The 18,910-nt window shown below is 40.6% G+C and carries 16 protein-coding genes; 6 read left to right on the top strand and 10 right to left on the bottom strand.

The genetic code is table 11. The annotated features are described in order from the left end of the window. Positions 1 to 442 (top strand): hypothetical protein (locus DW862_RS23615; RefSeq protein WP_207895184.1); only part of this gene is annotated, 442 nt, incomplete at its 5' end. Positions 443 to 1,189: 747 nt separating this feature from the next. Here the strand turns inward: DW862_RS23615 and DW862_RS23625 are convergent. The 3 genes from DW862_RS23625 to DW862_RS23635 all read right to left on the bottom strand — a co-directional run bounded on the left by DW862_RS23625 (position 1,190) and on the right by DW862_RS23635 (position 3,613). After that, positions 1,190 to 2,791, bottom strand: coding sequence for an IS66 family transposase (locus DW862_RS23625; protein ID WP_120070833.1), 1,602 nt, complete (start codon positions 2,789 to 2,791; stop codon positions 1,190 to 1,192). A 94-nt stretch (positions 2,792 to 2,885) separates the two neighbouring features. Beyond that, positions 2,886 to 3,236: an IS66 family insertion sequence element accessory protein TnpB gene (gene tnpB, locus DW862_RS23630; protein WP_120070836.1), complete on the bottom strand. Its 351-nt coding sequence runs from the start codon at positions 3,234 to 3,236 to the stop codon at positions 2,886 to 2,888. Next, entirely contained in the window at positions 3,224 to 3,613 is a 390-nt protein-coding gene (locus DW862_RS23635; protein WP_120070838.1) for a hypothetical protein, read from the bottom strand. The genes tnpB and DW862_RS23635 overlap by 13 nt, the downstream gene beginning before the upstream one ends. Before the next feature lie 777 nt (positions 3,614 to 4,390). Between DW862_RS23635 and DW862_RS23640 the strand changes: the two genes are divergently transcribed. After that, positions 4,391 to 5,260 carry an urea transporter gene (locus DW862_RS23640; protein WP_120070862.1) on the top strand — a complete coding sequence of 290 codons (870 nt, stop codon included), beginning with the start codon at positions 4,391 to 4,393 and terminating at the stop codon, positions 5,258 to 5,260. Positions 5,261 to 5,716: 456 nt separating this feature from the next. On the opposite strand, the gene DW862_RS23645 is transcribed toward DW862_RS23640, so the two are convergent. Both DW862_RS23645 and DW862_RS23650 read right to left on the bottom strand, forming a co-directional pair. Further along, entirely contained in the window at positions 5,717 to 6,121 is a 405-nt protein-coding gene (locus DW862_RS23645; RefSeq protein ID WP_004299170.1) for a helix-turn-helix domain-containing protein, read from the bottom strand. A gap of 15 nt (positions 6,122 to 6,136) precedes the next feature. Next, a complete protein-coding gene (locus tag DW862_RS23650) occupies positions 6,137 to 6,556 on the bottom strand; it encodes a helix-turn-helix domain-containing protein (RefSeq protein WP_004299169.1) in 420 nt (139 codons plus the stop codon). A gap of 542 nt (positions 6,557 to 7,098) precedes the next feature. Between DW862_RS23650 and DW862_RS23655 the strand changes: the two genes are divergently transcribed. The 3 genes from DW862_RS23655 (at position 7,099) to DW862_RS23665 (ending at position 12,768) form a co-directional block, all read left to right on the top strand. Next, entirely contained in the window at positions 7,099 to 10,185 is a 3,087-nt protein-coding gene (locus tag DW862_RS23655; protein ID WP_117684726.1) for a TonB-dependent receptor, read from the top strand. Positions 10,186 to 10,200: 15 nt separating this feature from the next. Beyond that, complete coding sequence (locus DW862_RS23660) at positions 10,201 to 12,039, top strand: RagB/SusD family nutrient uptake outer membrane protein (RefSeq protein ID WP_118196712.1); 1,839 nt, start codon at positions 10,201 to 10,203, stop codon at positions 12,037 to 12,039. Between the two features lie 243 nt (positions 12,040 to 12,282). Next, entirely contained in the window at positions 12,283 to 12,768 is a 486-nt protein-coding gene (locus DW862_RS23665) for a flavodoxin domain-containing protein (RefSeq protein WP_117684730.1), read from the top strand. Positions 12,769 to 12,858: 90 nt separating this feature from the next. On the opposite strand, the gene DW862_RS23670 is transcribed toward DW862_RS23665, so the two are convergent. Beyond that, complete coding sequence (locus tag DW862_RS23670; RefSeq protein WP_117684732.1) at positions 12,859 to 13,371, bottom strand: GNAT family N-acetyltransferase; 513 nt, start codon at positions 13,369 to 13,371, stop codon at positions 12,859 to 12,861. Positions 13,372 to 13,705: 334 nt separating this feature from the next. On the opposite strand from DW862_RS23670, the gene DW862_RS23675 reads away from it, so the two are divergent. Further along, positions 13,706 to 14,071 carry a DUF6463 family protein gene (locus DW862_RS23675; protein ID WP_004309084.1) on the top strand — a complete coding sequence of 122 codons (366 nt, stop codon included), beginning with the start codon at positions 13,706 to 13,708 and terminating at the stop codon, positions 14,069 to 14,071. 54 nt (positions 14,072 to 14,125) lie between these two features. Here DW862_RS23675 and DW862_RS23680 read toward each other — a convergent pair whose 3' ends face one another. From DW862_RS23680 to DW862_RS23695, 4 genes are all read right to left on the bottom strand, one after another. Continuing rightward, positions 14,126 to 14,704 (bottom strand): DJ-1/PfpI family protein, encoded by a 579-nt coding sequence (locus tag DW862_RS23680; protein ID WP_004306443.1) that lies wholly within the window; start codon positions 14,702 to 14,704, stop codon positions 14,126 to 14,128. 82 nt (positions 14,705 to 14,786) lie between these two features. Next, the gene (locus DW862_RS23685; protein ID WP_008640762.1) at positions 14,787 to 15,641 is read right to left on the bottom strand and encodes a bifunctional helix-turn-helix domain-containing protein/methylated-DNA--[protein]-cysteine S-methyltransferase; all 855 of its coding nucleotides are present in this window, start codon (positions 15,639 to 15,641) and stop codon (positions 14,787 to 14,789) included. Continuing rightward, positions 15,638 to 16,168 carry a methylated-DNA--[protein]-cysteine S-methyltransferase gene (locus DW862_RS23690; RefSeq protein WP_004306441.1) on the bottom strand — a complete coding sequence of 177 codons (531 nt, stop codon included), beginning with the start codon at positions 16,166 to 16,168 and terminating at the stop codon, positions 15,638 to 15,640. Before DW862_RS23690 ends, DW862_RS23685 begins: the two co-directional genes overlap by 4 nt. A gap of 435 nt (positions 16,169 to 16,603) precedes the next feature. Beyond that, entirely contained in the window at positions 16,604 to 18,697 is a 2,094-nt protein-coding gene (locus tag DW862_RS23695; protein WP_117684734.1) for a BT4734/BF3469 family protein, read from the bottom strand. Positions 18,698 to 18,910 lie beyond the last annotated feature (213 nt).

Below are 18,910 nucleotides of genomic sequence, written 5' to 3' on the forward strand. Positions count from 1 at the left end.
GTTGCTCAGGTACTTAAAAAAAATATTTTATAATAGTGTTGCGGAATTAAGGGATATATACTTCTATTTGAATGACGACAAATATACACGCATATTCTACGCCGAAGCAAAGCGACTTCCAATGCCTCGCTATAAAAACAAAGAAGAATACGTAACAGGAAATAGTACAACTAACAACCCGTCTGGAGGAATACAACGCTATAAATTAGGATTCCACGGTGATGAACATCTGAACAATAATGGAATGTTTGCATATATTGAGAATAAATCGATTGAAGAATGGCTTAAAATCATCAACGATAAAATATTGAATGAATATCCTAATGATTCACCATTGATTTTAACCAATAAAATAAACGAATATACCTCCACCCATACATATGAAAACCATGAAGGATATTTTACAATGTATCATTTCTGGATTGACTTAACAAGAAATTGATTACAGAATAGCTTATAAAAAACGTGTTGTATTTTGGTTAAATGGAATATTTTTTTCACATTTGCACAAGCATCGTTCTTATAGCGAGCAAAACGATAAAACATAATCGTGTGCTAAATCATGTGGATTTCCAAATGGATGAAACTATAAAACGGTGATAATCAACAGAGATAATATAATAATTCTCTTGCTGCTGGCAATAAATGTGAAATTCTATATTTTGTAAATATGAAGAAGAGTAGCTATCTTTCCCTTCAGTATTCTCCATGAGCAAACTACTGCAAAAGCACGTAGCAAATTAGTGGGATAAATCATGGGATATGCTTGAAGCTAAAAATATAAAGTTTTAAATATCAGCATGGTAATTCCTATTGGAGAATCCCAGGCGGATCACCAAGAAAATCCCTTGATAATCTTAAGTTATCAGGGGATTTTTCTTAAAACAATATTTCCAATCCTACTCCCGCAAAAATTGGCTCAGTCTGAAAATTTGGGAGATTTGATTCAGGGCAATCACATCCTTAAAAAAAGATTCATTCCGGTGCGGATTTGAATTAAATATTACATAGTGAAAAAACATCTATCATAAGTATCATTCATTTTAATAATTTTCTCATTATCAAAAGAATAAGTATGACAGATAGCTTTTTAAAAAGGTATCTATCATACTTTTATCAGCAAAAATAGGTAAGCGTCTCGGCGATGCCGTCCCCCCCCCTCAAAAAAAATAGAAGTAGCATCTCCTCTTTATGTTTCGATCCTACTTCTATTTTCTTTCCATTTGTCCGGCAATAAATTTCTATATACCTTTATGTCCGTATTTGGTGGTAGCTTTGCCGCTTTATTGATTACCTCCGTGATATATTCGAAGGTATTTATTCCCTGCATTCTGCATGAACAGGCCAGCGAATAAAATAAGGCACCTCTTTCCGCCCCCTTATGGCTTCCAAAGAAAAGGGAATTTCTTCTGGACAGTGATATATATCGGTTGTACCGCTCGACCAAATTATTGTCCAAGTAGTAATATCCTTCAGTAAAGATGCCCTTAATGGCCTCCCATTGCGAGAGCATATAGTCAACCGCTCCCGCCATCTCACTTTTGGGAAGCAAGTCAGGCTTACTCTTTATCCTGAGCAGTTCCCGTTTTATTTCGCTGAGTATCTGCGGCGCATACCTTTTCCGGTGCCTGAGGTTATCCTTGTCTGTCCATCCCTGTCGACCAACACAGTGTTCATGTTCTTTTTGATACAGCTTGTTCGTCAGTTCAACGATCTTTTGTGCTTCCGGTTCCTCCTGTACCTCAAGAAACTTCCTTTTGACATGCTGCAGGCAGGCGATTCTTTTAATTCCCGGATAGGCGTCACTTTCCAATTTTCTATACGGACTGTATGCGTCACTTTGTACTGTCCCCTCATATTCGGAAAGAAGGTCAAAAAGCACCTTCCCGCTACGGGAGCCATTCTCGTAGAGGTACAGTATCAATTTCTGCTTGACCGCGACGGCCGCCCAGATATACCCCTGCCTTACCCCTTCGCCTCTACTGTTCTTCTCTTCCACAAGGACTTTGTGGTAACTTTCATCACAACAAAGATAAGAGTCTTCAAGCACGGCCATTCTCAACGCCCTGTAAAGGTTTTCCAACACTTCGGCCGCTCTGCCCAGCAGGTGATGCGCGGTGGGCTTTTCAAGCTCAAATCCGCTTTCACGGAAGAAGCCGATAATCCGCTCCACACTCATAGAGTAGATATAGCGCAACTGGCATAAACCCGCTACAAAAGATCCGTCGTAGTTTGAGTTAAGGAAAGGTGCCTGGGGAGCGGAACCGCAGAAGACTGTTCCGTTTAAGCTATAAATGTTTTGCCGGTAGACAAGCTTTTCAAATTTCGGAGGAGTGTAGACATAACGGATAGAATCACGGTATCCCATGAATTTGGCAAGGGATATGCTGAAAAGGGGATGTTCGGGATTGACTTCGATTACCTTCTCTTCCAGTTCAAAATGCTCCTTGCGTTTGGATTTATTGTTTCCCCGCTCTTTGGGAGAAGGGCATGGACGGGAAGGAGACGTCTGCCGGACCGCCTCCGCTTTACCCGGTACCTGCTTTTCAGACTCGTTGCTTATAAGTTTGCCTAAGCCACGACTGATGTTCTCCTGTTTTTTCAGTTTACCATTTTTCAAGGTCAACGCCTCTTCTAATGAATGGACACTTTCGGTTAATTGCCGGACCTGCATCGTCAATTCGCAGATAAGCAGCTGCCCATGCTCCTCACGCCTGGCAGCCGCTTCAAGCTGTTCTTTTAAAGATCTGATTTGATCCTCCAGAAGTTCTATGAGTCGGTCCTTTTGCATGTGTCAAAGATAAGAAAAAAGAACCGGAAGACAAAGAAATCAGCGAAGTATTTGCAATATAACATATTGATATATAGATTATTATATCAGCATATCACTTCAACCGGAACCGTTTCCTGCATTTGGCAGACCGGAGCGAGACGCCCTGCATTATCAAAAGAAAAGTCTTCCATGAGAGCTCATAAGACCCTGTATCGGGATTAAAACGGGCAACCTCAAAGGTACCTTCTTCCAGTCGTTTCTGATAGAGAATAAAACCGTCCGTATCCCACCGCAAAATTTTAACCATGTCACGTTTGCGGGAGAAAAACACAAATACATCACCCGAAACGGGAGAAAGGGACATGTCGGACTTGACAAGCCGGTAAAGCCCGGTCATGCCTTTACGCATATCAACATAATGTTGGCACAGATAATAATGCATGCCATCGGTTAAAGCAAACATGACTCTTCCTCCTGAATTTTACTGTTATAACGGTCGATAAAACGGCTGACGCTAAAAGAGCTGCCTTGCTTGATAGAGATAGTCACTCCGTCAGGGAAAGTGATGGTAACCCCGTAAAGCATATCCGGAGAGGAGGAAGGGGAAGAGCAGACCGGAAACAAACGGCTGAAAGAGGATGCAGGCTCTTTAGCGGTGGCGACGGAAGAGGAGGGACGCAACTCACGGATACTGATGCCGTGACGGGAAAGCCAAAGACACATACCATGGTAGTTTACATGTCGTTCACAGCAATAACTACGAAGAGTTAAGGCAGGAGAAGAACATAAACAGGATTTATAATCCGATAAGGTACGGGTGTACAAGTCATGTGCAGTCATAAGATGTGTTTTTTTATTATGACGCAAAGCTAAAAGGAAAAATTAAGATAGAAAATATGGCATCGTCGAGACGCTTACAAAAATAGATTATCTATCATCAGCAAAATAGCCGAATAAAGGCCCTATATAGATAAGATAGCTTGTTTTTGTTGCAATGAACCTGTATAAATCCGATGATCATGGCTTAATAATCCAACTTTAACGGTGATAAGTTTATAGCCCACGTATGTAGGCTGTACAGCCTACATACGTAAACCGTACAGCCTACAGATGCGGGCTGTATAGCCTGCATACGTGGGCTATAGACACATCACCGCTCCCAATAGATTATTAAGCTGCCAAATACAGGTTGTCGTCCTATAAAACGTGCATTCTTATGCTTTTAAATGGATAATCTCACCTAATACTACACTAAAATAGACAAAGTATAGGCATGATAGATAGCTGTTTTTTGCAATAAAAGTATGATAGATATCTTTTTTAAAAGCTATCTATCATGTTTATTCTTTTGATAATGAGAAAATTATTAAAATGAATGATACTTATGATAGATGTTTTTTCACTATGTAGCATTTAATTCAAATCTGTGCAGGAATGAATAATTTTTTAGGGATATGGCTGTGTCCTGAACCAAATCCCCCAAGAATTACAACTGAGCCCAAAATTTTACTAGTACCATATAAGTTCACAATCTTTTATTACACATCTCTTAATCTTGCTATTTTCAATAGAAGATTGTACTTTTGTCATCATTTTATTAGTCAATATTTTATACAAATGATCTTTATACACAATTTATTTCTCATTCTGGGACGTGGAATAGGACAAGTGATGTTTCAGAATAATGCGCTATCCGGATTATTAATGCTAATTGGAATATTTCTAAACTCATGGCAAATGGGCATACTAGCAGTCTGCGGTAATATAATAAGTACACTGGCCGCCTATTTTTCGGGATATAAGTATGATGATATTAAAAATGGATTATACGGATTTAATGGAACTTTGGTAGGTATAGCAGTTGGCGTATTTCTTCAATTATCAGTAGGAAGTTTAATCATGTTGATTATCGCTTCAGCCCTTTCCACATGGATTGCCTATTTTTTCAGTCAGCAACGTTTGCTCCCTGGCTTTACTGCTCCTTTCATTCTTGCTGTATGGGGAATGTTGGGAGTTTGTAGCTGGCTTATACCAGATCTGCTACCAGTTTCTGATACGGTTATTGATACCACACAGAATATTAATTATTTCCAAGCCTTCTGCTTAGGTATAGGGCAAGTCATGTTTCAGGGAAATACAGTTTTATCCGGATTATTTTTCCTTATAGGCATTTTGATTAATTCTCGGAAAGCAAGTCTCTATACTATCTTAGGAGCACTTCTTCCTATTCCCTTAGCCATTTTACTTGAAGTGGATACTACATACTTAAATGCCGGTCTAATGGGATATAATGGCGTATTATGTGCCATAGCTTTAGGAGGAACGAGCTGGAAAAATGGCGTATGGGCAGGATGCTCTGTCTTACTGTCCACCGTATTACAGATTCTAGGAATGAGTTTGGGTATCACTACCTTAACCGCTCCCTTTGTTATATCTGTATGGATCATACTAATGATACAAAAAGTAATAAGGACACAGAATAACTAAATTAGCCTTCAAATAAAATTTTGTGATATTTTTTTCAAAGAAAAAGATATTATCTTGTCACCCGAAATAATTGCCTTTGTGTTGTGAACACTACACCATAATGCAGTAAACTTAAAAATAGTATCCAAACTCCTTGAATTAAAAAGAGTTTGGATACCTCAACATTTACAGTAGAAAATATTATTTATAAAGTTTCAATCAGCTCTTAGTTATGCTTACAATATAAAGGTGATAATTACCCATATAAACAACAGACAGAAGTGTATCACATAATTATGATAACATCATCTCATATCTTTTCACCCACAATCAGCAGCAATTTTTCATTTTCCCCTCTTAAAAACTTAATTTCTTCTTTCAACCAATCTATTTCCTTATTTTTTGAAGAAATCAATTCAGCTATCATTGCATCAGGAGTATAATTACGACTGATAAAATTCAATATCTTGGAGATATTTATTTCTTCTCTTTTTTTAAAGTTTCAAATTGCTCCTTTTGTTTATCCAACAGCTTTTCGAAAATCTCAATTACCTGTTCAACAGGAAAACTATTAAAGGTCTGATTATTACCTGTATTACTGACAGCACTTTTAACACCGCAATTCTCGTAGAAGTTATTCGTATTATACAAGATTGTCTCTTCATTAAAATTCTTCAGGCCATCTACAGTAACGCCTAATGCTGAAGCAATCTCGCCTAATCGTTCATCGTCAAACTTCTCTGTTTGTTCTATTTTCGAAACAGCCTGTTTCGTTATACCTAACAAATCACCGAGTTCCGCTTGAGTCATTCCCCGAAGCCGACGCACCCGTTCAATTTTTCTTCCCAGATGAATCGTATTTGTGTACTTTTCCGTTTCCATATTCCAGTCTGTTGATTATTTGCCCTGCTTTATGCACTCTCTTAGAATCTCTATTTTCTCCTGTTCACTTTTCAACAAGCGCTCATACAGTTCAACCACCTTTTCAAGAGGATTAATCTGTTGCGTATGAGCTGCATAAACAGTTGCTGTTGCTCCCGGAGAAATGGTAGCATCTTTATAATTATTAATATTACAAATGGCTTTTTCAACATCAAAATCCTTGATGACATCAGTAGATATTCCCAAGACTTCAGCTATTTTTGTCAACAGTCCGTCTTCTATTTCATCTTGTTTCTCTATTTTCGAGATCTCCTGCTGACTAACACCCAGATCAGAAGCCAACGCTTCCTGTTTCATACCCAGATACACACGGATTCTTTGCAGATTGCGACCGACATGCCTTTGATTCACCTTGTCTTTTACTTTAATATCCATATCATTGTTGCTTTAGTAAATACATTGAGACAAAGATAATGAAAATAAAATTCGCAACTACATATCACCCTTTGAAAAAGACAGCTTTCTATCTGTTTCTCTTTTGAATATAACCTAATTAGATCTATTTTATCCCGGTCTTTATCATTTTTATCTACTTCTAAAACTTTACTACTGTAAAGTTTACGACGGGTAAAGATTTAATCAACAACAATATTACCTTATAAAATCAAATATACAACAGGTAGTAAGAAACAACTCTGTCCTGATAAAAGTCAACTTTATTTTTTTCAATCCCCAGTTCTATATGCATAATTTTGCCCTGTCAGTTTTTTTACTGACATGAATCGTGGCGCCACATTCAAAACAGTAACAGAATAATGTTCAATTGGCATTGACATTCTGAACAATCATCATTTAACCAATAAAATCTAATAGCCTATGGGGTAAGTAAAGTCATTACAGTCGAAACATAGCTTTAAATCATCCTGAAATTTAGCTATCCAAAAACAAATTAGTAAACATACAATTAAACAAAAAGCATGAAATCATTTTCTGATAAAACAAACATAGGGGAGAATAATCCCCTAAAGACTGTTTATAGAATGAATTTTTACCTATTATTCCTATTAATAGGTTCATTATCGATACTTGGATCAACACGGGCTTATTGCCAACAGAGCAGAACGATCTCGGGTGTAGTGAAAAACTCTCAAGGAGAGACGATTATCGGAGCGAATATCGTTGAAAAAGGTACCAGTAACGGGACAATTACGAATGTAGACGGACTATTCACACTGCGCGTATCGCCCAATGCAATATTAAAGGTATCTTATATGGGATACACGGAACAGGAAGTCAATACACGCAACAAGAACAAGCTGGAAATCATACTGACGGAAGATGCCAGACTGATTGATGAAGTAGTGGTGGTAGGATACGGATCGGTCAAAAAACGGGATTTGACGGGGGCGGTAACCTCCGTCAAAAGTGCGGAAGTACTGGCCGCTCCTACCAATAATGTGATGGAAGCCCTTCAAGGCAAGATACCCGGAATGGATATCACCAAAACTTCGGGACAGGTAGGAGGTGATGTCACTATCCTGTTACGTGGTTCACGATCTATCTATGGCAGCAACGAACCGTTGTTTATTATCGATGGAATCCCCGGCAGCTATAGCCAGGTCAGCCCGTCGGACATCGAGAGTGTAGATGTATTGAAAGATGCTTCTTCCACCGCCATTTATGGTTCTGCAGGAGCAAACGGTGTTGTCATCATCACCACAAAAAGAGGAAAAGAGGGAAAAGCGACCGTAAACTTCGATGCTTATTACGGATTCAGCGGTTCACCTAACTACAGGCATGGAATGACGCGGGATGAATGGGTCACCTACCAGCAAGAAGCCTATAAATATAAAAACGGTGACTATCCTACCGATATGTCCGCCCTACTGGGGAAACAGGATTTTATAGATGCATACAACGACGGCAAATGGATAGACTGGATAGATGAAGTGTCGGGCAACACGGCTACCACACAGAAATACAGTCTTTCGGTCAGCAGTGGCACTGAAAAGACAAAATTATTTGCTTCGACTTCCTACAATCGGGAAGAAGGTTTACTTAATAACGAAAATCTGAACAGATATTCGTTACGCCTCAACCTGGATCAACAGATATTTTCATGGGCAAAGGTGGGCTTTACCTCCAATTTAGTCTACCGGGACTTGAACTCCGGTGTGAAAAACACATTCACCAAATCTCTCTCCGCCATCCCGCTGGGTGATGCTTATACCGAAGAAGGGGAGATCAATCACGAATACATCACAGGACAATATTCCCCGATGAGTGATTTTATAGAGAACCAGTATGTAGACAACACACGTTCTACCTACCTGAATATGAGCGGCTATGTCGAACTAACTCCCGTCAAAGACCTGACTTTTACCAGTCGTGCCAATGGTACGTTGAATCACTCACGCCGCGGGCAATACTGGGGAGAGAAGTGCAATGCCAACCGTCCGTCTTATGCAGGTTCACCGCATGCTTCCATCACCAACAACAATGCCTGGAATTACACTTGGGAAAATATTCTCGCATACAACACAACCATCGCCAAAGACCATAATCTGGGAGGTTCACTGATTACTTCCTGGAATAAGAACCAGTCGGAAAGCAGTATGGCTGCCGCCAGCGGTCAAATGGTAGATCAATGGTCTTTCTGGCGACTGACATCGGGCACTTCCCAACATGTAGAATCCGACTTCGCACAGACGCAGAAAATGTCTTTTGCCTTCCGTCTGAACTATTCATACAAGGGTAAATACCTATTTAACTTCTCGACCCGTTGGGACGGTGTTTCACAATTCTCCACCGGACATAAATGGGATGCTTTCCCCGCAGGCGCACTGGCGTGGAGAATATCGGACGAAGCATTTATGGGAAAGACACGTAGTTGGCTGGACAACCTGAAATTGAGAGTGAGCTACGGCATCACGGGTAACTCGGGAGGAACCACCGCATACAGCACCACAACACAAGCATACGTATATACCGCTTCGGGAATTTCCATTAATGGGAAGATTGTTCCTTTCACGCAATACTCCGGTACCTACGGTAGTTCCGATCTCGGCTGGGAGAAGTCATACAACTGGAATGTGGGGTTGGATTTCGGTATCCTGAACGGTCGCATTGACGGATCGGTAGAATGGTTCAAGACAACCACCAAAGGATTATTATTCAAACGTACATTGCCCATCACCAGCGGTCTGACCGGATGGGGATCGCCTCTGGCTATCTGGCAGAACATCGCCCAGACCAGTAACCAAGGTGTGGAAGCAACGATCACTTCGCACAACATACGGCATAAAGATTTCACATGGAACACCACTTTATCCGTCACCTGGAACAAGGAACAAATAGACGATCTGCCTGACGGTGATCTGATCGCCGAAAACCTGTTTGTTGGTGAACCGATTAAAGCTATTTACGGATATAAATATACCGGAATTTGGGGAACCGATACTCCACAGGAAACATTGGATGCCTACGGCGTAAAACCCGGATTCATCAAGATAGAAACCTTAGACCAGAAAGGCGATGGAGGTGTGCATAAATACAGTACGGAAGACCGGCAAATTCTAGGACATTCCAATCCGGACTGGATCATCGGATTCAGCAATTCCTTCACCTACAAGAATTTTGATTTATCCGTCTTTGCCATGGCGCGTTACGGACAGACAATCAACAGTGACCTGCTCGGTTATTATACCGCCGAACAGAGCGTAACCAAGAATCAACTGGCAGGCGTAGACTACTGGACAGAGGATAATCAAGGAGCCTATTTCCCCCGTCCCGGAACGGGAGACGAACAAAAAACCGTATATCCTTCATTAAGAGTGCGCAACGGCTCCTTCATTAAGATTAAGAATATCACGCTGGGATATACACTACCCGTCAATATTTCCCGCAAAGTTTTAATGGAGAAATGCCGTATTTATGCCACAGCCTACAATCCGTTCATCTTTGTAAAAGATAAGCAGTTGAAAGATACTGATCCCGAAACCAACGGTTCGGATGCATTTCCTACCTACCGGCAATTTGTTTTTGGCGTTAATTTGACATTCTAACAAAAGATTATAATCATGAAAAGGATATATATAAAATTCATATTTTGCAGTGTGCTGTTCTCGGCCTTATCTCTACATTCCTGCACCTTGGAGGAATACAACCCGGGCGCATTTACCAAAGAGGCTTTGGCTACTTCCATCGATGGATATGAAACCCTGATTAACCAGTGTTATTTTGCTATGGAAAGGTTTTACTACGGTTCTGCGGACTGGATGTCACTGACTGAAGGCGACACCGATCTTTGGACGTATAAAGCCAACGAATCAACAAGTTACACACAGTGGTTCTGGTTTTTCGCAGGAACATCACCCAATACGACTTACACCAATAATTGGTGGAACGGGACGTACGACGGTGTGGGAGCCTGTAACGAAGCTATCGCATTAGGAGACAAACCTCCTTACACCACGGAAGAGGAGCGGAATGCCAAGATTGCGGAAGCCCGTTTTCTTAGAGCTGTCTATTATTTCAATGCAGTGGAACAATTCGGAGCAGTGACAATGCTCACAGAACCGATAACAGCGGAAACACTGACTTACTCCCCCACCCGTACCGATCCGATGACTATCTATCAGGAAGTAATCCTGCCCGATTTAAGATTCGCATCCGAATGGTTGCCAACAGGTACGCATGCAACTACTACCACCCCGACGAAGAAAGCCGCTCTCGGTTTTCTGGCTAAAGCCTGCTTACAGACGTACGAATATGGAAGCACCGAATATTTGCAGGAAGCTCTGGATACAGCCAAAAAATTGATTACCGATTGCGAAACTGGCGGTGGGAAATACAATACGTATATGTACCCATCTTATAGCGAAGTATTCAAAGAGAGCAATAACTGGGAAAACAAAGAAGCTCTCTGGAAACATCGCTGGTATGCAGGAGCAGACGGTCACGGATCAAGCAACGGAAATTACAAGCTAAATCGCAACGATGAGTATTTCTTATGCAATATCAATAAGTTTGGTGCTCGTGAAGATAATCAGGAGACACGCCTTACTTGGGAAGGCTCAATTACCGGTATCTTTATGCCCACACAGCATTTGTTGAGTTTGTATGTACAGAAAGACGGAACATTGGACCCCAGATTTCATGAATCGTTCACTACTGAATGGAACGCGAACAAGAATTACACGTGGGATGAGAGTGCCGTACATATGTATGACAAAGAAGAAACCGTCATTGGCAAAGCTCTGAATAAAGGTGACTTAGCCATTAAGTTTATCATGCCCCAGGACATTGATTATGCTACAGAAAAGCAAAAAGAACATATTTCTGATTACTTGCTGATTGATTATCACCATGTATATAGTAATGACAATAATAACGTGAACATGAATTATGCTTATACAAACATCACAGGCAATTACAAGGATGACGGCACAAACGAGAACCAGTTCCGCTACTATTATCCGTCACTGAATAAGCATAACAGCAGTAATTATTATGTAGCCAATGCTTCCAAACAGAGAAACGGTAATCTGAATGCAACATTTATCATGCGTATGGCAGAAGTTTATTTGATTGCGGCAGAAGCTGATATTTACCTGAATGGTGGTGCAAATGCAGCCGGTTATATCAACAAGGTTCGTGAACGTGCCGGAGCAAATCCGCTTACAGGGAGTATTACGGTGCGTGATATCTTAGATGAAAGAGGCCGTGAACTTTGCGGAGAATATTGCCGCTTCTACGACTTGAAACGGACAGGAATGTTTAAGAACTCGGAGTATCTGGAGAATACTCATCCGGACTTAGCACAATTCTTTCACCCGAATTATGCATTACGTCCCATTTCAACTACATTTACTGCAACAATCACCAATGGCAGCGAGTATCAAAATCCGGGATATTAAGTAGGAATTTCAATATGTACAGGTATTATGGAATCAATCTTGGCACCTGTACATTATTATAAATTAAGGAATGCTCCCTGTCTCGTTTTGAGATGGGGAACATATTTTTCAAATATGAGAAAAACAAGGTATAGATTAATTATATCGAAAACTGTTTGCTAGTCAGAATAAAGTCTCTACCTTTACAGAGGATAACCATGCCACTTATTAACGGCTATTTTAAACCGCTTATGCCTGTTGAAAATGAAAACAGCTATCATATATTATTCAAAACATGGAACTACCGAGCGAGTAACACACCTTATCGGAGAAAAGTTGACTAATAAAGTTGACTACATCTCATTAAAGGAGTGTCCGAGACCTGATATCCGAACTTACGATCGAATAATTCTTGGAACAGCTATTTATGCGGGCTCTCCAAACCGAAAAGTTACTCAATTCTGTCACAATAACCAACCGTTATTAGAGCAAAAAGTAATAGGGTTGTTCATCTGTTGTATGAACGAAGAACAAGAAGCGGAAGAAATGAACAAGGCTTTCCCGGAGTTCTTACAGAGATTATCGATTCCCAAAGCCATTTTAGGTGGTGAGTTTCAGTTTGACAAAATGAATTTCATCGAAAGGTTTTTAACGAAGAAAATAGCGAAAGTAAACTCTTCTGTTTCGAAGCTGAGATATGATGCCATAAATGAGTTTACAAGTCAGATAAAAGATAATCATTTATGGTAACTTCTTGAGTTATCTATTGAGCAACTTTGTATTCAAATAATAAATAGAATGGCCGTATAAGAAAACTTCTTTCAAAAGAAGTTTTCTTATCTATTTAAGACAATACCTATAATCGCAATCTTTTACTTTTACGAATCCATTACTTAACAATGTTCTTATGGATAAAACATTAGCCTCATCAGGGTCAGCCAATATCTCTTTCCCTCCTATTTCGGCAATTTCCCCGATCAGCTTCTTTACAATAATCTTCCCGATGCCCTTACCCAAATATTCCTCTTCGCCTATGAGATAACCTATTTCAAAGACTGTCTCTTTCTCATCGACAGTTTTTCCGTAATGTTCCGGTATATATTCTTTTTCAAAATAACAATCCAAGTATAAACAAAAGCCAATGGCTCTATCATTATAATAAACAATGAAATGTTTCATATAATGATATTGGGTATTTCTATTATTTACCTCATCCAACCAAGCCATTTTATGTTCTTCTCCGTCAGGGCAGAACCATTTATAAATATATTCTTTAGCCAACCATTTACTGAAAATGCCTACATCTTTATCACGCAAAGGCTTTATTGTGATCTTATCATTCTTAATATCCATACTTTTTTGTGGTGAAACGCCAGCCTCTTTTATAAACTCCATAAATCCAACTATCTGAAATACAAAGATATAATTTTCAATACAATAAAGAAGAACTAAAGGATATTTATAAAGCAACTCATGTCCACAGATATCACAACAAGAAAACGAATGACCAAGTATAAAGAATCTAAAACAAACACAAATGTCGAAATCATACGTTGGGAATCGTACATGATTACTTATATTTGCGTTATCGAGCAACTTATTAAGAACCGGATGATATGTTAAAACGGATTAAATTTCAAATTCTGTAGAAGTGTACATCCCAATAAAATACTAAAAAGGCAAGAACATGAAACTTTGGAAATATAGTGGAACACTTTTAACAGCAACAGGAGTCATTCATACCATTTATGCGTTATTTCTTGGAAAAGAAGCTTTTACGGAAATGCTTAACAATGGATTAATAGACTCTATTGGAGAAAATCATAACCTGGGCTTTGCTTTCTGGTTCCTAATCTGCGGAATAATACTTATTCTTTGGGGAGAGACACTTCAATACTATATCAGAAAAGAACAAAAACCGGCACCTTTATTTTTAGGTTACTTCATTCTACTGTTCACCATAATCGGTTGCATAGTCGAACCAATATCCGGTTTCTGGCTTTTCTTACCGCAAGCACTTATTATTATTTATTCAAACATGAAAAAGCAGTGAGAAGCATCATCCATAGCGAACTCAAAACCGAGTGCAGTGCTTAAATGCAACTTATTAAAATCCCATAGCATCTTTCACTAAAACCATTTCTTTATGAGAGGTCAACTTCTCTAATAAAAGCAATGCAACCCCGTATGATGTTTGAGGACAATAAGAAGTTATGATATTATCATCCACCACGATGGGAGAATTTACGATAGTTGCTCCAAATCCCTGAAGCACTTTCTGTTTATGAGCACCTCTAAGATGATAAGTTGTTGCTTTCCGACCGTTCAACACTCCACTTTTCCCAACAGGCAAAGCTCCCACGCAGACTGTTGCGATCCATTTCTTTTGTGAGTCAAACAGTCGTATCAATTCCAGAAGTTGTTCATTATATGCCTCCTCATAGAATCCGAATTCTTCAAATCCGCCGGGTATCGCAAGCGCGTCATATTCATCTGCAGACACTTCATCCATGACTTTATCCACCAAAACAGGAACATTGAAAGAACTAATCACTTTTTGATTCAAGCCACAGGTCACAACATCTATTTTACAATCAAAATCCGTCTTTGCCCATCCCATAACATCTATAAAAGCACTAAACTCAATCGTTTCAAACCCTTTAGCAAGGAATACCAATAATTTCATAATCAAATTAGTTATATATTAATAATATAAGAAACAGCATTGCACTAAAAAGAATGTGAACTAAAATCACCTTCATTCTTTCCTATAATCCCCTCTTTACCTCACCTTTTGCAGCCTCCCAACCAATCATTGCAGTCTTGCGAATCTCTCCCCAATGGTAATTTCCCAACTCACCGGAAGCACGAATGACCCGATGACACGGAATAAGGAAAGCTACGGGATTCTCACCAACAGCCGTTCCAACAGCCCGACAAGCTCTCGGATTATTGATTCCTGCGGCTATATCTCCGTAAGTAGTCAATCCACCGACAGGAATTTTCAGTAAGGTTTCCCATACCTTTAGTTGAAAGTCGGTACCTTTCAGATGCAATTTTATTTCTTTGAGTTTACTCCAGTCCTGCGTGAAGATAAATAAAGCATTTTGCTGCACTTCATCCACAATCGAGGTAAACTTTGCATTAGGAAACTTCTTCCGTAAAGAGTTAAAAGCCGCGTCATGTTCGTCTGCAAACTCCATACAACAAATACCTTTATCGGTAGACGCAATGAAGATTTCACCGAAAGGACTTTTGGCAAAACTGTAATTGATAGAAAGACTTTCACCTCCGTTTTTATATTCGCCCGGCGTCATCCCTTCTATATTTACAAACAAGTCATACAATCTGCCCGTACCGGAAAGCCCTGTTTCCTGTGCCGCATCGAATAAAGACGCATGAGTTTCATTCAAGATTCTCTTGGCATATTCAATACTAGTATATTGCAAGAACTTCTTAGGGCTAACTCCCGCCCACTCCGTAAACATACGTTGGAAATGCGCCGTACTCAACGCCACCTCCCCGGCAATCTCATCCAATCCCGGTTGCCTTTTAAAATTCTCCCTTATATACCCGATTGCCTGTGCAATGCGTGCATAGTCAAGCGTTTTTTGCTCATTCATAACAGAGGTTTGCCATTTAATTCCAAATCCAGCAACCGCTTTTTAGCAGGAAGCCCGCCACCATATCCCACAAGAGAGTGGTTGCTGCCGATGACACGATGGCACGGAGCAAAAATAGAAATAGCGTTCGCCCCGTTAGCGGCAGCAACAGCACGGACAGCTTTCGGCAAATCGAGTTGTTTTGCCAGCTCACCGTATGACACAGTCGAACCGTATGGAATCTCCAACAACTTATACCATACACTCTTCTGAAACTCCGTACCAACAAAAAGCAAAGGCACCTCAAACACAGTCCGCTCGCCATTGAAATATTCATCCAACTGGCTCATCGCCTCCAGTATCACATCTGATGTACTTTTCTCATAACCAGCTTTCAGCACTTTCCGCAATCTCCTGTCTACGATATCCCTATGACTTTCAGCCGCCCAGTCACAAAGACAAAGCTTATCCTCAAACGAGCCAAGCATCAAATCACCACAAGGAGAATGATAACGCTGTATCTTAATTACATTCGTTTTATCTTCCATACTTCCAAAGATACGTTTATTATATTTACAGTTGAAATAACAGCTAATAATATTTTCGTTTTTACACTCGCACTCTCATTTCCAATGCCGCAAAATTACTACACGCATCACTGATAAACGACCCGAAAATTGCTGTTTTTACGTAGAAAAGACAATCCCCCTCCCACTCCTCCATACAATCAATCGTTCTCAATATACTTTATCACCCGGCAAGGACTGCCGACCGCCACACAATTCTTTACCATCCGATTCAATATCCAATTATTTTTTATACATGATTTACTCTCACACCCTCACACTTTCCCTGCATCCCCCTATTCATCATCCTTTCAGTGATGAGGGTAAGAGTGAGGGTAGGTGAGGGTAACTTTTTACCCTCACCCTGTCTCGTCCTGATTGGGTTGACAAAGCCCCCTTTCACACCACCTTTATCAATTACTCTACTTTCATCAAATGATAAAGCGTCCCTTTACGAGACTTACGGCAAGGAATATTCAGTTTTTGAAGTGCACGCCCAAACTGTCCTACCTTATTAATAGCCAGTTTATCCCGTGTTTTCGTCTGTAAATAATTCAAAATCTGCATGGCAGTCAGCCATTCGCCTTCCATTTCCTCTTCTACGGGATTAAGATAGCAGTGGAACAGCTGTTCCAGCGGACTCACCTGTTCAAACTCACGGTTAGTCTGTTTTAATATGTTTTCATCCTCATCATTCAGCCAATAACGTTCCCCTTTATAAATCGCCTCCATTGCTTGAGCATACAGCTGTTTGTAATTGATGGTAACGTTCGTTTGAATAGGAGCCGTCACCTCGATGCAAATAAAACGGCGGCTACCGCTAGGATCGGTAAGCAAATCTTTCTGATTGCTGGTACCGATAAAAGAAGCATAACGCCTCATTTCCCGAATCGTATTACCGTATGGTTTGCGCAGATTCGCCACAGGCTTCTGCAACAAATGCTTCAAGAACCCCTGCTGACTGACATTAATCTGATCGAACTCATCAATATTTATCAGAAAAAAACGTCCCAAATAGCGTTCCGCCTCCTGTTTACTTTTAAAATCAATACTGTCCGTATAGCCGAAACGCAACTCCGGCGGCAGAATAATGCGACAGAATGTAGACTTACGATACCCCTGCGAACCAACCAGCAAAGGCGAAGTATTATTACCATGCTGCCGATCGACTCCCCTCCAATGCGCCACCATACTAAGAAACCAGCGGTAAAATAATTCCTGCCAATGCGGATTATCACAAGGCACCAGACCAGCCAATGCACGGATACGATCCTTCCCGTCCCAGCGACCTGTCTCATAAAGATATTCCTCCACAGGATTATACAAAGGAACACATTCCGAATTCAGAAAACGATCCACATCACGGTCCCACGCACTGATGCCTTCCTTCAAAGCATTGATCGCAATACTGTTGCGCACCCGTTTATCCACCGGCTTAAAGCAAAAGTGAACAGAATCGCGTTGCCGATATTCCAAATCGTCCTGCACCGTATTGTAACGGAATTCATACCGACGTTTCATAAACTCTTCCAACAGAAAAGCCGTCTCCTGCTCTTTATTGATACTGCTTTTCTTGCCGAATCCCTTACACTCCTGATAAAGATTATGCAGTATCGAACGGATCACCTGCTCTTCTTCCTCGCGATAATAATGAATCATCGTCTGTCGTATCGCTTCCTCTTCGGGAAGCCCCGCTTTGAAACAATGCTCGGCAAGGCGAACCAATAAAGGCTGCAAGTCGTCCCCACGTTTCCAATCCTCCATTTCCTGAAGTGCCCTGTTCAAGGCCGCTTCATAAATCTTCGTGAATGTTTGCGCCGACTCATATCCCGGCTGCAACCGTAATAACGGATTTTTCTCTCCCAGTTTCCGCTGACGGAAAGTCTCTTCTCCCGGCATCATAAGCGGTTGTTCCAAGCAGAACGGCACCGCATCCGGATTATAATAAGGAGATTCGTCCAGCGTCATACGGCATCTCTGTGCCAAAACCGGTTCTTTCAAGTCAATATCGAAAGGCAACATCGGCTGATAACATTTCACAGCCAGCCAATAAGCATGAACATGAAATAATTCCGCCTCCGCTTCCTTGGTCGGCAATCCTCCGTCATCCGGCAAAGCGAAGCGCACCCATATCTTCACACTACGCCCGCTCGAACCACCAAAAGTAGCAAAAGTCTGTGGCAAAAGCGCCGCTTGTCGCTTCACAAATTCCACTTCCGAGCCGCTCGCCAGCCTACTCACTTCCAACTGTACCAATCCGTTATACCGCTTCATCTTCCGTTCGCCCTCTTTGGTACGGGTATATTCCACAGCAGAATAGATGTATGGCAATTTATCAATATGTTCGTATCGGGCATACGTACCTTCCAGCAATGGTATGATTCCCCGCAAAGCCGTGATATGCCCCGCCTTTGTTTCCGTTTTCATCTTGTCGAATAATGTGCCTGCCTCACAAACGCTAAGAGTCTCTTTTCCGCTCCCGTTGTCTTGTCTGATTAAAGTAATTTTCATCCTATTTTTGTCTATTTTTTCTACAATTACATCTACCTATTTAATTCCTGTAAAGATACGCTTTTATCTTCCGGTAAACAAGCATTTTATCCGATAAATACCTGCATATTATTTGCATTTGCCTTATTATTTATGTATCTTTGCTTAGTAGTTGTCAAGGGCTCACCCGTGTGAACAAACAGGCTATCAATTGTAAATAAAAACGTCTACAGA

The organism is Bacteroides sp. AM37-9, assembly GCF_003603455.1.
GTDB classification, from domain to species: Bacteria; Bacteroidota; Bacteroidia; order Bacteroidales; family Bacteroidaceae; genus Bacteroides; species Bacteroides xylanisolvens.

Coding starts and splice junctions, on each gene's coding strand:
- DW862_RS23660 (WP_118196712.1), top strand. CDS start 10,201: ATGAAAAGGATATATATAAAATTCATATTTTGCAGTGTGCTGTTCTCG.
- DW862_RS23665 (WP_117684730.1), top strand. CDS start 12,283: ATGAAAACAGCTATCATATATTATTCAAAACATGGAACTACCGAGCGA.
- DW862_RS23655 (WP_117684726.1), top strand. CDS start 7,099: ATGAAATCATTTTCTGATAAAACAAACATAGGGGAGAATAATCCCCTA.
- DW862_RS23625 (WP_120070833.1), bottom strand. CDS start 2,791: ATGCAAAAGGACCGACTCATAGAACTTCTGGAGGATCAAATCAGATCT.
- DW862_RS23680 (WP_004306443.1), bottom strand. CDS start 14,704: ATGAAATTATTGGTATTCCTTGCTAAAGGGTTTGAAACGATTGAGTTT.
- DW862_RS23685 (WP_008640762.1), bottom strand. CDS start 15,641: ATGAATGAGCAAAAAACGCTTGACTATGCACGCATTGCACAGGCAATC.
- DW862_RS23695 (WP_117684734.1), bottom strand. CDS start 18,697: ATGAAAATTACTTTAATCAGACAAGACAACGGGAGCGGAAAAGAGACT.
- tnpB (WP_120070836.1), bottom strand. CDS start 3,236: ATGTTTGCTTTAACCGATGGCATGCATTATTATCTGTGCCAACATTAT.
- DW862_RS23670 (WP_117684732.1), bottom strand. CDS start 13,371: ATGGATATTAAGAATGATAAGATCACAATAAAGCCTTTGCGTGATAAA.
- DW862_RS23690 (WP_004306441.1), bottom strand. CDS start 16,168: ATGGAAGATAAAACGAATGTAATTAAGATACAGCGTTATCATTCTCCT.
- DW862_RS23645 (WP_004299170.1), bottom strand. CDS start 6,121: ATGGAAACGGAAAAGTACACAAATACGATTCATCTGGGAAGAAAAATT.
- DW862_RS23650 (WP_004299169.1), bottom strand. CDS start 6,556: ATGGATATTAAAGTAAAAGACAAGGTGAATCAAAGGCATGTCGGTCGC.
- DW862_RS23635 (WP_120070838.1), bottom strand. CDS start 3,613: ATGACTGCACATGACTTGTACACCCGTACCTTATCGGATTATAAATCC.
- DW862_RS23675 (WP_004309084.1), top strand. CDS start 13,706: ATGAAACTTTGGAAATATAGTGGAACACTTTTAACAGCAACAGGAGTC.
- DW862_RS23640 (WP_120070862.1), top strand. CDS start 4,391: ATGATCTTTATACACAATTTATTTCTCATTCTGGGACGTGGAATAGGA.